This is a genomic window from Sphingobacterium sp. UBA2610 (genome assembly GCF_002339225.1).
GTDB lineage: Bacteria > Bacteroidota > Bacteroidia > Sphingobacteriales > Sphingobacteriaceae > Sphingobacterium > Sphingobacterium multivorum.
This window is the reverse complement of record NZ_DDKA01000023.1, coordinates 475,986-489,003: the sequence shown is the minus strand read 5'-3', so window position 1 is coordinate 489,003 and position 13,018 is coordinate 475,986. Positions and strand designations below refer to the sequence as shown.

At 40.1% G+C, this 13,018-nt stretch carries 11 protein-coding genes; 7 read left to right on the top strand and 4 right to left on the bottom strand.

Annotated features, from left to right (window positions below; genetic code table 11):
- Positions 1 to 44 precede the first annotated feature (44 nt).
- On the bottom strand, positions 45 to 575 hold the full coding sequence (locus B4Z47_RS17985) for a YfiT family bacillithiol transferase (protein ID WP_070569622.1): 531 nt from the start codon (positions 573 to 575) through the stop codon (positions 45 to 47).
- 201 nt (positions 576 to 776) lie between these two features.
- Here B4Z47_RS17985 and B4Z47_RS17980 point away from each other — a divergent pair, with 201 nt between their 5' ends.
- Complete coding sequence (locus B4Z47_RS17980) at positions 777 to 1,442, top strand: DUF2625 domain-containing protein (protein ID WP_070569625.1); 666 nt, start codon at positions 777 to 779, stop codon at positions 1,440 to 1,442.
- A gap of 110 nt (positions 1,443 to 1,552) precedes the next feature.
- Here the strand turns inward: B4Z47_RS17980 and B4Z47_RS17975 are convergent, their stop codons facing one another.
- Both B4Z47_RS17975 and B4Z47_RS17970 read right to left on the bottom strand, forming a co-directional pair.
- Positions 1,553 to 2,875 (bottom strand): NYN domain-containing protein, encoded by a 1,323-nt coding sequence (locus B4Z47_RS17975; protein ID WP_070569629.1) that lies wholly within the window; start codon positions 2,873 to 2,875, stop codon positions 1,553 to 1,555.
- Between the two features lie 417 nt (positions 2,876 to 3,292).
- Positions 3,293 to 4,087 carry an AraC family transcriptional regulator gene (locus B4Z47_RS17970; RefSeq protein WP_070569631.1) on the bottom strand — a complete coding sequence of 265 codons (795 nt, stop codon included), beginning with the start codon at positions 4,085 to 4,087 and terminating at the stop codon, positions 3,293 to 3,295.
- A 104-nt stretch (positions 4,088 to 4,191) separates the two neighbouring features.
- On the opposite strand from B4Z47_RS17970, the gene B4Z47_RS17965 reads away from it, so the two are divergent.
- Positions 4,192 to 5,403 carry a CynX/NimT family MFS transporter gene (locus B4Z47_RS17965; RefSeq protein ID WP_201303505.1) on the top strand — a complete coding sequence of 404 codons (1,212 nt, stop codon included), beginning with the start codon at positions 4,192 to 4,194 and terminating at the stop codon, positions 5,401 to 5,403.
- Positions 5,404 to 5,487: 84 nt separating this feature from the next.
- Here B4Z47_RS17965 and B4Z47_RS17960 read toward each other — a convergent pair whose 3' ends face one another.
- A complete protein-coding gene (locus tag B4Z47_RS17960) occupies positions 5,488 to 7,347 on the bottom strand; it encodes a CocE/NonD family hydrolase (protein WP_286727708.1) in 1,860 nt (619 codons plus the stop codon).
- A gap of 637 nt (positions 7,348 to 7,984) precedes the next feature.
- Between B4Z47_RS17960 and B4Z47_RS17955 the strand changes: the two genes are divergently transcribed.
- From B4Z47_RS17955 to B4Z47_RS17935, 5 genes are all read left to right on the top strand, one after another.
- The gene (locus B4Z47_RS17955; protein WP_070569637.1) at positions 7,985 to 9,313 is read left to right on the top strand and encodes an inositol-3-phosphate synthase; all 1,329 of its coding nucleotides are present in this window, start codon (positions 7,985 to 7,987) and stop codon (positions 9,311 to 9,313) included.
- A 167-nt stretch (positions 9,314 to 9,480) separates the two neighbouring features.
- Complete coding sequence (locus B4Z47_RS17950) at positions 9,481 to 10,206, top strand: nucleotidyltransferase family protein (RefSeq protein WP_236560164.1); 726 nt, start codon at positions 9,481 to 9,483, stop codon at positions 10,204 to 10,206.
- Positions 10,207 to 10,219: 13 nt separating this feature from the next.
- On the top strand, positions 10,220 to 11,104 hold the full coding sequence (locus B4Z47_RS17945; RefSeq protein ID WP_231585333.1) for a hypothetical protein: 885 nt from the start codon (positions 10,220 to 10,222) through the stop codon (positions 11,102 to 11,104).
- Positions 11,085 to 12,035, top strand: coding sequence for a CDP-alcohol phosphatidyltransferase family protein (locus B4Z47_RS17940; RefSeq protein WP_070569641.1), 951 nt, complete (start codon positions 11,085 to 11,087; stop codon positions 12,033 to 12,035). Before B4Z47_RS17945 ends, B4Z47_RS17940 begins: the two co-directional genes overlap by 20 nt.
- Positions 12,028 to 13,017 carry a lysylphosphatidylglycerol synthase transmembrane domain-containing protein gene (locus B4Z47_RS17935; protein WP_070569644.1) on the top strand — a complete coding sequence of 330 codons (990 nt, stop codon included), beginning with the start codon at positions 12,028 to 12,030 and terminating at the stop codon, positions 13,015 to 13,017. The genes B4Z47_RS17940 and B4Z47_RS17935 overlap by 8 nt, the downstream gene beginning before the upstream one ends.
- Position 13,018 lies beyond the last annotated feature (1 nt).

The following is a 13,018-nucleotide window of genomic DNA, read 5'->3' as shown; positions in this document are numbered from 1 at the left end:
CTGTTGACTTTAAGTGAAATGATCATTGCGATATTTGATGCCCATCAATGGTTTTTAGCATTGACAATGTGCATCAGGTGGTGATTGCAATGCCAGGCATAGAGGCCAATATTGATCTTTAAAGAAATCAACCTTTTGGTCGCAGGATGAATAAAACCTCTTTCAAGCTGTTCGCCAGTCAGGCTTTTCAACAAAATAACCCAGCGTTCATGTAGACCTTCGAGCAATTTGATCGAGCTTTCTATTGGAATATTTTTTGCGTCGGGAAGCTCGGCCCACAATTTCTCCTCATATAATTTGATGGTTGGGTCTTCTTCTGTGAGGGCTAATTTAAAACGGACAAAGCTGTTCATGTGGCTGTCGGCGCAGTGATGAACGACCTGACGAATCGTCCAGCCTTCGGGACGGTAGCGTTTTTCCAGTACGTCGTCTGTTAGATCGCCGACTTCGGATTTTAACCGGGCCGGAAAGTCGGCAATTGTTTTGATCCAGTCATTCAACAGGGATTTGTTGATGACATCGGGTATCGCAAAGCGACCTATAGGGTATCTGAGTTTTTCTAATTCATGTTGCATGACTTAAAATTAGTTAAAATAGACACAAGGTTCCTAATCTTTAGGTGTATGTTTTCGAAGAATATTTTCTTCGATTTGCTCTTGGGTCTGCTGTAATTTGGATGCGATAAAGAATTATGGTAATTTCGGCACAATGAATAGCTGGATAGCGTTCGAATTCGACCGGTAGACTAGCTGGTCGCTGCATAAAACACATAGGAAATGAAAAGTCTAAAAGAACTGATTGATACAAGTAATTCAGGATGGAAGTTGGTAGAAAGTTGGATGAAAGAAGCGACGAATGCTTATGAAGTGCTTCCTCGAAACCCTAAGCGGGCTGATGAGGAACTTTTAAGGGCCCAAATTACCACAAAATCGCCTATGGGAGCCATTATTCATCAAACTGGTGGTATTTTAATCGATGGGGGCTGGTTACGTATTTTAGGCTCTGGCTCGTCGCAGTTGGACCGAGGGATTATGGAATGGAATAAAGGGAAAAGTTTTGACAAGGAAGGCGAAAAAGGTGGTTTTTTGCTGATTGCAGACGATGTTCTAGGTGGTTATTTCGCTATTAATGCTGGTGCGCTGGGAGATGCTATTGGACAGGTCTATTATTTCGCACAAGATACCTTACAATGGGAAAGTTTGGAATGTGGTTATTCAGATTTTGTTTTTTGGGCATTGAAAGGGGATATTAGACAGTTTTACGAAACATTTAAATGGAAAGACTGGAGCGAAGAGGTCAAACTCCTGAGCGGCAATCAAGTTTTTTCATTTTACCCTTTCCTGTGGACTGAAGAAGCACGCGATTTTCGTAAAGTGGATCGTAAGCCAATGGCCATCGATGAGAACTACCATTTTACGATGGAATTTGCTGGTGGACGCTAATTGTTATTTCAATACGACAAACCTCCTGCATAAGGCTTTAATACGATAATAGGACAATGTATTGTTGTCCTATTATCGTATGATACAGAAGATAATTCCGCTGAATGATATTAAACTGATTTATTTTGAAGGCTAAAGCTAACTTCGTTCAGTCTGACTATTTGTATTTGTATCCCCTCGGAAAGGCCAAGTTTGGTCGCCGCATCTTTTCCTAATTTAAGCACATGAAACCCTCTGCCGCGATAGGTAAAATTACATTCATATTCTCCAGCGTTGATCATAATCCTTAATTTTTGGGATTTGGTTGGGAATAGGGGTTTAAATTCTTTCGTGATCCGTATTTGCGATTTTTTTACGTCATCTGTAGTGATCTTGTTACCTTCAGAAGGAAACAACATGTTCGTGGGCGGAGTGTCAGCTGTAGGGGGGGGCGTTTCTGTTTTTTGTTCCTGAATTTCCTGAACTTTTGGAGCCTCGTTTTGTATCGGCTCAGAGTTTGTTTTATCCTGACGTTTCTTATCTTGCCGCCCTTTCTTTCTGGTGTTTTGATTTGCAGTTTTTTCCGTAGTTTCTGTAGAGGGTACGGAAGGAGTAGGAGTAGCAGGAGTTTTGTGCTCGGTGTCCACTGCTGTAGCTGGGCTGGCCATTGCTAAAGGCCGTTTAATAATATTACGGATGTAATAGTGTTTTATGCGCGATTTGTCGGTGTTTCGTTCCTCAATTTCAAAATCTTCTTTGTAAGCTTTGAAAAGATGAGACATCTTGTCGTATCCATAGTTGCGCGCATCAAAATCAGGCTTTCTTTTGTTGAAAAGACTTCCGATCTCACCCAGGAATGCCCAGCCATTTTCATCTGCAGTATCATCCACCGTGTCCTTTAAAAGTTCCAAAGTCTCCTCGTCCAATACGGCAATACTTGTTGGATTGTCAACGGGAGCAGGTTTGGGCTGATTTTGTTGCTTTTTCTTTGCGACCGTTTCTTTCTTTTGATTTTTCTCAAAAATTTCGACGTAGATGAACTTGTCGCAGGAGGCAATAAAGGGTTTGGGGGTCTTTTTCTCGCCGATACCGATGACCAGTTTACCGGATTCTCGAAGACGTGTAGCCAGTCGGGTGAAATCGCTGTCGCTGGATACAATACAAAACCCATCAACTCGGTCTGAATGCAGAATATCCATGGCATCAATAATTAATGCCGAGTCAGTAGAATTTTTGCCTTGTGTATAACTGTATTGTTGTATGGGGGTAATTGCATGGGTAAGGAGTTTATCCTTCCATTTTTCAACATATGGGTTGGTCCAGTCTCCGTAGATGCGTTTGATGGTCGGAATTCCATATCTTTTGACTTCATTCAAAATCTCTTCGATCTTTCGATAAGATACATTGTCCGCATCGATTAGTATTGCGATTTGCAAATCCCCATGTTCTGCCATATATGTTTAGATTATTTTTTCAATATAATATTTGAACTCTTTTCTATTCGCGTGACCTTTCTCATCCGAATATATTCGTTAAAAATACAGTATTGTTAAAGAATATCTTGAATTTTTTGAGAATTAATTTGAACGCTATTTTTTGAGAACATGCGATCAGCTGCTTTTGTTTGGGCCTAAAAGGGAAATTATTACGTTTGCGGAGTAGCGAAATGATTTGAGGGACGGTGAAAATAAATAAAAAAAGGTTTTCAAACGGGGAGAATGAAAACCTTAAATAACCAATTATAAACCTAAATTATGATGATACAAAGATAGTGTAAATATTACACCTGTGCAAATATTCGTTACTATTTTTTTTAAACGTCCTAAATTTTGTAGCTGCTTAGCTACAAACCGCCTGTAGCTACGCCAAAACTAGTCCATCATGAAGTGCGAAGGTCTATATTTCATCACCGCATAAAAGCTATTGGTAAATGCTTGGACGCTTTTATAACCGACTTTATACGCAATTTGAGAGATGGTGAATTGTTTTGTGCTCAAAAGCTCCAAACTCTTGATAATGAGAAGGAGCTGCTGATATTTTGCAAGCGTCATTCCGGTTTCTTTTTTAAAAAGGCGTTCAATAGTTCGGAGCGAAAGATTGGACAGCATGGCAATCTCGTCTAACGTGATGGCTTCTGTGTAATGGTCATGTAGGTGATTTAAGACCGTTTGAAGCCTGCTTTCATGCGGAAGGGTAATTTCTAAGTGGAGTAATTGTGAGCAGAAATAGGGGAGTTCATGGAGTAAAGCACCGAGGAAAACTCTTTCCTGTTCATTTTCTTCTCTCAATTTTGACCATTTTTCGGTATATAAAATCATTTCCCGTAATACTTTAGGCGCCGAAAATAGCTGTACCTGATTGAAAAACAAATGCTCTTGTGAGCTGTCAAATTGTGGGGGATCAAAAAAAAGGACTATAAGCTTAATGCGTTCCGAGTGGGAGTTGGTCTTATGTAATGCACCTGAAGGAATCCAAGCAACGTGATTTTGGGGGAGTAGGTACATTTTTCCTGCAACGGTAAGGTATTGAAAACCCTGCTCAACATAAATCAATTGACCTTTCCGATGACTGTGTAACTCGTCGTCGTGTATCCAGTTTTCTTCAAACCAGACATAGGTTGATTTCTGGATGCCTTCAATTATCAACGTATGATTTGTCTGATCCATGTCGTTTTAAATTAAATTAATGGCAAATTTAATTAAAATTCCATACATACCTTTGCAAGCATTCATTACGTGTATAGCTTAATTTACATGTATAGTGTGGTTTTATGATGAAAGAAAATATAAAAATATCCGCAGCTGTCTCTTGGACCTGGTTACCCATATTGGTTGTTGTTTTAGTCTCAACCAATCTGCGGTCGCCAATCACAGCCGTTGGCCCTGTACTGGGGCAAATCAGTGAAGATTTGCAATTAAATAGTTTTCAAAGCAGTCTATTGACGGCAATACCTCTTTTTATGTTTGCGAGCTGTTCTGTAGCAGTGAGCCGATATTCACATAAACTGGGCATGCACCGTTTTTTATTACTCGGTTTAATGGCGTTGAGTGTAGGAATTGTGCTTCGGATTTGGGGCAATATGCCAACGCTGTTTGTGGGGTCTTTTTTAATCGGACTTGGGATCTGTGTGGGCAATGTCGTTACGCCCGGTTATATAAAAACAAATTTTCCAAAGCAGATTGGACTGATGACAGGCATTTTTGCCGTAGCAATGAATCTGACCGCAGCTTTTGCTTCGGGGTTTAGTTTACGATTGGGCGAATGGACTGGTCTCGGGTGGCAGGGTTCCTTGGGGGTTTGGGTGATTTTAGCCTTGTTATCCCTTATCATTGTTTCCTTTGATGCTTTAAGCCGAAAGAAAGCACAGGGTATCACTGAAAATAGACCGGCGACAAGTGGAATCGGACATATCTTTAGGTCAAGATTAGCTTGGTATATCAGCTTATTTATGGGTATTCAGTCCTTAATTTACTACAGTTTGATTTCTTGGTTACCTAAAGTATTGGTCGATTATGGTATGCCAGCGGAGGATACGGGCTGGTTGCTTTTTTTGATCCAAATTGCCATGATTCCCATAATGTTTATTGGGCCTATTTTGGCACATCGGATGAAGGATCAGCGTCTAATGGCAGCGGCTGTTGCGATAGGCATGTTTGGAAGTATCTTTATATTTTGGCATTACAAACTTCAGGGAATTTATGTTGCCGCCATATTGTTGGGACTTTCCAATGGACTTTCTTTCAGTTTGTCTATTCTTTTCTTTACCCTGCGGGCGAGGTCAACGGCGAATGCGATTAAAATATCGGGCATGGCCCAGTCTGTTGGTTATCTGATTGCAGCTTTTGGCCCGCCGGTATTCGGTAAGCTGCACGAAATAGATGCTACCTGGAATTACTCCTTCTATTTTTTAGCGGGCAGTATCGTACTTTTATTGTTTGCAGGATGGAAGGCCGGGGAAGATAAGTATGTAGCGGAAGATTAAAGATAAGGCTACATCAGGCACAGCTGTTTAGCTGATGTAGCCTTATTCAATTCGCTCTTAAACGCTATTATTCAAATTTAACTGTTAATCTTTGAGGACAGAAAATTCGATGTACGTGGCATTGTTCACATCGTGAAAAATACGTTGTGTGGCTTTACGGAAGTCAGCTTTGGTAGCTGTATAAGGCGCTAAAAACACCTGTGGATTTCGTTCTGCCAGCGGAAACCAGGAGTTTTGTACCTGAACCATAATGCGATGTCCTTTTTTGCACGTATGCGCAACATCTGGCATTTCAAAATTCACCTTTTCGACCATTCCTGGAGTCAGGGCCTGCGCTTTTTCAAAACCATTTCGGTATTTCCCGGCCATGATCTCACCACGTACCATCATCTGGTATCCAGCCATTGTTTTTCCTTGATAACTTGCTGCATCGTTCGGGTAAACATCAATCAGTTTGACAACATAATCTGCATCTGTACCTGTTGAAGAAACCTTAAGGAAATTTTTGATGGGGCCAACTATAGTCAGGTCTTCTGTCAACGGTTCCGTTTGATAAACCATGACATCAGGGCGACTAGCGGCGAAACGCTGATCATCTACCATATACTCTCGCGTTCGGTTTTGGATTAGCCCACCCTGGTGCGGAACCGGTTTATTGGGGTCAGTGACATATTCATCCCAAGAATCTGTACGTTGAACTTTGTCAAATCCAAGTTTCCCCTGAGGTTGGAAGTATAGTTTTTTTGTTTCTACATTTTTGGGTGGCCATTGTTCGAAATGTTTCCATTCATTGCTTCCAGAGACAAAAATGTTCGCTTCCGATGGTGCGAAGTTCCCTTCATCTTTTAGATAATATTTGAAAAAAGGCTGTTCAAATTGTTCCTGATAGGTAACGCTGGTTTTTTTCTCAAATTGGATATCACCTAAATAGTTTCCCTCTGCACGAACCCAGCCGCCATGATACCAAGGTCCCGCGACTAAAATCGAGTTGTTTTTTTTGCTTTTATCCTCAATCGATTGATAGGTCTTAAATGTTCCATAAGCATCTTCCGCGTCAAAGAAACCACCGACGACCATCACCGCTGGTTTTACCTCCTGTAAAGAATTGGTGATCACACGCGACTTCCAAAAATCATCATAGTCGGGATGTTTAAACAGGTCATTCCAAAACTGTACGGAGTCACCAAAATACTTTTCCTTCAGTTCCCGTGCTGTTCCGGCTTCTAAAAAGAAGTTGTATTTATCGGCTTCTTTAATCTGAATTTTGCTCTTGAATTGATCTGGGGTGATGGGTTTTGGACGCGGGACACCAAAGGTTGACATGAAGGTGAATGCATCCTGAAGAAACAGTACGCCATTATGGTGGAAGTCATCGCCGATATACCAGTCTGTTACCGGAGCTTGTGGGGAGACCGCTTTCAAGCTCGGGTGCGTTTTGACCAATCCAACGGTAGAATAGAAGCCTGGATAGGAGATCCCATAGAGTCCGGCTTTGCCATTATAGTTTTTGAGATTTTTCTGTAGCCATTCAAGCGCATCATAGGTATCTGTACTTTCATCGATGGCTTTTTTGTCTTTGCTGTAGGTGGTCGGACGTACATCTTCAAATTCACCTTCGCTCATCCACTTGCCCCGCACATCTTGGTAGACGAAAATATAGCCTTCACGCATCATCGTCGGAAAGTTGCCCAGGCTTTTTTTGTATTCGTTTTGTCCATAAGGAGAAACCGTGTAGGGCGTTCTATTGAGCAAAACTGGATATTTCTTCGATTTGTCTTTTGGACTGTAGATCGCAGTAAATAATTTTTTCCCATCTCGCATGGGGATTGCTACTTCGGTCTTTTCATAATGATCTCTAACATAAGCCGAGTCGGCAGCGGTTTGAGCATGTAACTGGCTTGCGCTTAAAAGCGCCAAAGTTAGGCACGAAATTGTATTTTTCATTCAGATAATTATTTGTTCAGTACATTCTTTGGTGTAAAACTCTACTTTACACTTGGTTTCGTTCGTTGCAATGTTATGGATACTCTTATGCACCTTAGGCTATAGGGGATACCGTTAAATTTGTCATCGCGCTACCGATTGGCAGAGCATTTATCCAATAACAATGCGCAGGTCAAATGCTGTTGGTTTATAAATTGAACGATAGACTCATTGCCTGTATTTAGATTTTAGGCTAAAGTTAGTGCTACTAAAACCATTTTCCAATTTTATTGTCATATTTATGGGAAATAGAAAAAGAAAAATTGACCAATTTTTAAGAAAGAAAAACTTTTTTTGGATTGAATTTGGATTAGTTTTCGAATCTTGATATATTGAGTAAAATTAAGGACAATTGTTTTTTGGGTTAACAACTTTAGCTAAAAACGTTAAATTCCAGTTAGATGGACTAGTAGAATACTAAATAATAATTCATTTTCGGATTATTTCTTAAGGTTTCGAATAGGCTTCGTATCGCTATTTGTCACGATTTTATAAATTAAGTGCGGGGTGGTATGAAATATGTTTTTTTAAGCTAATTTTAAGAATTATTTTATCATAATACATCAATTAAATAACAATTTAAGTATATAGAATTAATATGGGACAACAAGTGAAAGATGCCAATGGAAAATTGGGTATTCTTATTCCGGGATTAGGTGCTGTGGCTACAACATTAATCGCTGGTGTGGCATCTATAAACAAAGGTTTTTCAAAACCAATCGGATCTGTTTCTCAATTGAGCAGAATCCGTCTGGGTAAACGCACTGAGAACAGAAATCCATTAATTAAAGATTTCGTCCCTTTAGCAAAACTGGAAGATGTTGTTTTTGGTGGCTGGGACGTATACGAAGATAACGTATATGAGGCTGCATCAAAAGCACAGGTATTGGAGCAAGGTCAATTGGATGCTGTTAAGGCTGAATTGGAGGCTATCCAACCGATGAAAGCTGTGTTTGACCGTAATTTTGTGAAAAATTTGGACGGAACGCACATCAAATCTGAAAAAACTCGCCGTGAATTGGCAGATGCTGTACAACGTGATATTCGTGAATTCAAAGAGAAAAACGGATTAGACCGTATTGTCTTGGTATGGTGTGGATCTACTGAGCGTTATATTGAGACAAACGAAGCTTTTTCAACCTTAGCTAAATTAGAGGAAGCGTTAGATAATGATGATCAACGTATTCCACCGAGTATGATCTATTGTTATGCGGCATTGAAAGAGGGCGCTCCGTATGTCAATGGTGCACCAAATTTAACATGTGACGTTCCAGCGATTGTTGAGTTGGCGCATGAAAATGGTGTAGCAATTGCAGGTAAAGATTTTAAAACAGGTCAAACATTGATGAAAACAATTGTGGCACCTGGTCTTCAAGCGAGAGCTTTGGGTGTTGAAGGTTGGTTTTCGACGAATATCTTAGGTAACCGTGACGGATTAGTATTGGATGATCCTGAAAATTTCAAAACAAAAGAAGTGTCTAAATTATCGGTATTGGAAGAAATTCTAGATGCGAAAAAGAACCCTGAGTTATACGGTGACCTTTACCATAAAGTACGTATCAACTATTATCCTCCACACGGTGATAATAAAGAATCTTGGGACAACATCGATATTTTCGGTTGGTTGGGCTACAAAATGCAGATTAAAATCAATTTCTTATGCCGCGATTCAATTTTAGCAGCACCGGTTGCCTTGGATTTGGCTTTGTTTATTGACTTGGCGCAACGTGCAGGCATGTCGGGTATTCAAGAGTGGTTGTCATTCTACTTGAAGTCGCCTCAAACAGCTCCAGGATTGCCTCCTGAACACGATATCTTCAAACAATTGATGAAATTGCAAAATACATTGCGTCACATTATGGGTGAAGATTTAATCACACATTTAGGACTGGATTATTACCAGGAGCTAGTCGATAGTATTCAATAAGCTAACTTAATAAGAGCGGGGAAACAATTGTCTAAAAACAGTTTTTCCCCTTTTTCTTCAACATCTTTACGGTATTGAAGATTTGTGATATAACCCTCTGTAGACTTTTGCGCTTACGAACGCTGAGATAGTGACGGGGGTTTTGCTTTTTTATAAATGATTTTATTTTGCAATTAGAAGAAATGGAATTTGCAATTATAGCAGCGGGAGAAGGTTCTCGATTGCGAAAAGAGGGGTTCAATTTACCGAAACCCTTGCTACCATTACATGGAGTTCCATTAATTGAACGATTGATTCGCATGTTTGTTAAAGAAGGAGCGCAACGAGTTCATGTTATTATCAATAAACAATCTCCGGAGCTGAAATTGTTTTTGGAAAAAACGACGTTTGAATTACCTATTGTGCTTATAGAGGAAGATACTGCAAGTTCATTGCATAGTTTTGCCTTGCTTGTCAAAAACAACCCCGATTGGTCGTCCTGTTGTCTGACCACAACAGATACGGTTTTTAGGCCACATGAATTTCATGCCTATTTAGAAGCATTTCAGCAACATCAACAGGCCGATGCTTTTATGGCTGTAACTCCTTTTGTTGACGATGAGAGTCCGCTCTATGTGAACACCAATTCGCAGCTTCGGGTGGAAGCTTTTTTGGATACGGCAACCGCCAAAACGAAGTACGTTTCTGGGGGAATTTACTGCTTTCGTCAGGCGGCGATGGACTGTGCGTTGAGCTCCGTCGAAGCAGGTAATTCCAGAATGCGTAATTTTCAGCGTGCTCTATTGGAAAACGATTTACAAGTAGAAGCATTTGTATTTGAAAAGGTGGTCGATATTGATCATTTAAAAGATCGTGTTGTCGCAGAACAATTTTTGAGTGAGGAGGTTAGTTAGTAAAATGAGCGATATGATTTCTATTTTAGGCGTAACTCGAAAAAATCGCTTTTCACCCAACCATGTGGGGAATGATGCCGCCATATTCAATGAAGTAGTTTTAAAACTGACTGAAAAAGGTGCCTCGGTAGAGCTTTGTAACGAGGATGAATTTTTGTCTTCAGCATCCGTGAAGCAGGATAATATTCTGACTATGGGGAGAACAAAGACTTTAGTGAAAAAGTTGCAATCTCTTCAAAATAATGGGGTCAATGTTTTGAATTCTGGATTTGGAATTGAAAATTGCTTTCGGAAAAATATGACCCTTAAGCTTTTGGAAGGTGGAGTTCCTTATCCGAAAAGTATCGTGATCTCTACGGTTGCCGATATTCAATCTATTTTTGAGAAACTGAAAGGAAAGGGTGTGTGGATCAAACGTGGCGACTTTCACGCCATTCATAAAGAAGATGTTACTTTTGCCGCTAGTCTGAAAGAAGCGCAACATATCTTGAATGAATATGCGCTCCGCGGGATTAAAGAGGCGGTGATTTCTGAACATCTTGCCGGAGACCTACTAAAATTTTATGCGGTGCGGGGAACGGATTTCTTTTTTTATTTTTACCCCTATGAACACAATCATCACAAATATGATTTGTATGAACAAATTAATGATGAGGTCGTACACTTTCCTTTTGATCTCGACAAACTAAAAGAAGTCGCCAATCGTGCGGCAGAAGTCCTGGATGTACATATCTACGGCGGCGACGTGATTATTGATGCAAATGGAGACTTCCATATTATTGACTTAAATGACTGGCCAAGTTTTGCGCCTTGTCGGGCAGAGGCTGCAGAGGCCATTGCTCAAATGGTTTACCATAAATTTACTGAAAAGAACCACAATGCAGAAAGAACAAGTTAATGTAATCGAAGAAGATAATTTGAGTGCATTCGAACAATCTTTAAAATCTAATGATACCGAGGAACGAATTGATATTTGGTTTTATCGACCTATAGGTTATCGCATTGCGCAAGTCTGTGCAAAAATTGGTATTACACCCAACGCTGTAACCATTATTAGTATTTTCTTTGGCGTTGCGGCGGGTATTTTATTCTATTACCCGGCGTTATGGATTAATGTGATCGGCATGCTTTTATTGGTTTTTGCCAATTCTCTAGATAGTGCCGATGGACAGCTGGCCAGAATGACGGACAATAAAAGTCGCTTTGGTCGTATCTTGGATGGTTTTGCTGGCGATTTTTGGTTTGCTTCTATTCATATTGCGATCTGTTTACGCAGTATTAACGAGGGGTGGCCACAATGGCTATGGGTATTTTGTGTGCTTGCAGGTGTATCGCATATGCTTCAGTCAGCAATGGCTGATTATTATCGTAACGTGCATTTGTATTTTATTAAAGGTAAAGCTGGAAGTGAGCTGGACAATACACGTGATTTGAAAGTTGACTACGATGCCTTGTCCTGGCGCAAGAATTTTTTCAGCAAATTTGTGTTAAATGGCTATATGGGCTATACACGAAACCAGGAAAAGCTTTCGCCAAAACTGCAAAAGCTACTGCGCCTAGTGAAAAGTCGCTATAAAGACGAATTGCCAAAACAATTAATGGTCGACTTTAGAACTCAAAATAAACCATTGATGAAGTATACAAATATTGTACAGTTCAATACAAGGGTGATTTTCCTATTTGTTTGGTTGTTTATCGGCCAACCTTGGATTTACTTTTTCTTTGACATGTTTGTCCTAAATCCGATATTGATCTATATGTGTAACCGACAAGAAAAGGTAAGTGGCTATTTTGTTGATAAATTAACAAATGATCCAACCTATGGGTAGCAAAATCTATAAAGTGCTCTTTATGCTGATCGGTATAGGTACACTGGCCTATATGATTCATGCAATGGGAATTGATGAGATTTGGAACAACCTTGAAAATATTGGCTGGTGGTTTCTGCCTGTACTTGGTAGCTGGGCAGTACTCTACTGGATGAATGCTATGGCATTTAAGGCAATTATTCAGGAACCGGAATTGCCACAGACAAACGTCCCTTTTTGGAAGGTCTTACAATTGACAATATCGGGGTATGCCATCAATTATATAACACCATTTGTTGCGTTAGGAGGGGAGCCTTATCGTATTATGGAGCTTAAAAACTATGTCGGTGGTTCGAAGGCAGGTTCATCTGTGCTGTTATACGGTGTCATGCACATCCTATCGCATATTTTATTTTGGGTCGCTTCTGTTTTTCTAATTCTTTGGTTTGTGCCTGCTAGCACGATGGTCAATGTGGCCTGTGCTGCGATTTTTGTAATGGCTATCATCTGTACTTGGCTATTTACAAAATTTTATAAGAAGGGAATTACCGTTTCACTATTGAAAGCCTTGTCTAAACTGCCTTTGGTAGGCAAGAAAGTGGGTGATGTACTGGATACGAAATATGAAACTTTGAATGACGTCGATCAACAGGTGAAAAACCTCTTTCAAAATCGTCGTGATCGTTTCTATACGGCGCTTTTTTGGGAATTTGTAGCACGCGTTGTAGGCTGTTTTGAGATTTATTTTATTGGTTTGGCTTTAGATATCAATATTGATTTTATTGATGCTATGATCATTAGCTCAGGATCTTCCCTATTTGCCAATCTTGTTTTTTTCTTTCCAATGCAGTTGGGAACCCGGGAAGGTGGATTGGCAATGGCCGTAATGAGTATAGGATTGCCTGCGAAAGTCGGTATTTTTATGGGTGTTGTGACACGAATTAGGGAAATTGTGTGGATTATGATCGGTTTGGGGTGGATGAGTTTAGTAAAAAGGAAATAAC

What these genes read in the sequence shown, in the direction of transcription:
- B4Z47_RS17985 (WP_070569622.1), bottom strand. Translation starts at nt 575, where the DNA reads ATGCAACATGAATTAGAAAAACTCAGATACCCTATAGGTCGCTTTGCG.
- B4Z47_RS17980 (WP_070569625.1), top strand. Translation starts at nt 777, where the DNA reads ATGAAAAGTCTAAAAGAACTGATTGATACAAGTAATTCAGGATGGAAG.
- B4Z47_RS17975 (WP_070569629.1), bottom strand. Translation starts at nt 2,875, where the DNA reads ATGGCAGAACATGGGGATTTGCAAATCGCAATACTAATCGATGCGGAC.
- B4Z47_RS17970 (WP_070569631.1), bottom strand. Translation starts at nt 4,087, where the DNA reads ATGGATCAGACAAATCATACGTTGATAATTGAAGGCATCCAGAAATCA.
- B4Z47_RS17965 (WP_201303505.1), top strand. Translation starts at nt 4,192, where the DNA reads ATGATGAAAGAAAATATAAAAATATCCGCAGCTGTCTCTTGGACCTGG.
- B4Z47_RS17960 (WP_286727708.1), bottom strand. Translation starts at nt 7,347, where the DNA reads ATGAAAAATACAATTTCGTGCCTAACTTTGGCGCTTTTAAGCGCAAGC.
- B4Z47_RS17955 (WP_070569637.1), top strand. Translation starts at nt 7,985, where the DNA reads ATGGGACAACAAGTGAAAGATGCCAATGGAAAATTGGGTATTCTTATT.
- B4Z47_RS17945 (WP_231585333.1), top strand. Translation starts at nt 10,220, where the DNA reads ATGATTTCTATTTTAGGCGTAACTCGAAAAAATCGCTTTTCACCCAAC.
- B4Z47_RS17940 (WP_070569641.1), top strand. Translation starts at nt 11,085, where the DNA reads ATGCAGAAAGAACAAGTTAATGTAATCGAAGAAGATAATTTGAGTGCA.
- B4Z47_RS17935 (WP_070569644.1), top strand. Translation starts at nt 12,028, where the DNA reads ATGGGTAGCAAAATCTATAAAGTGCTCTTTATGCTGATCGGTATAGGT.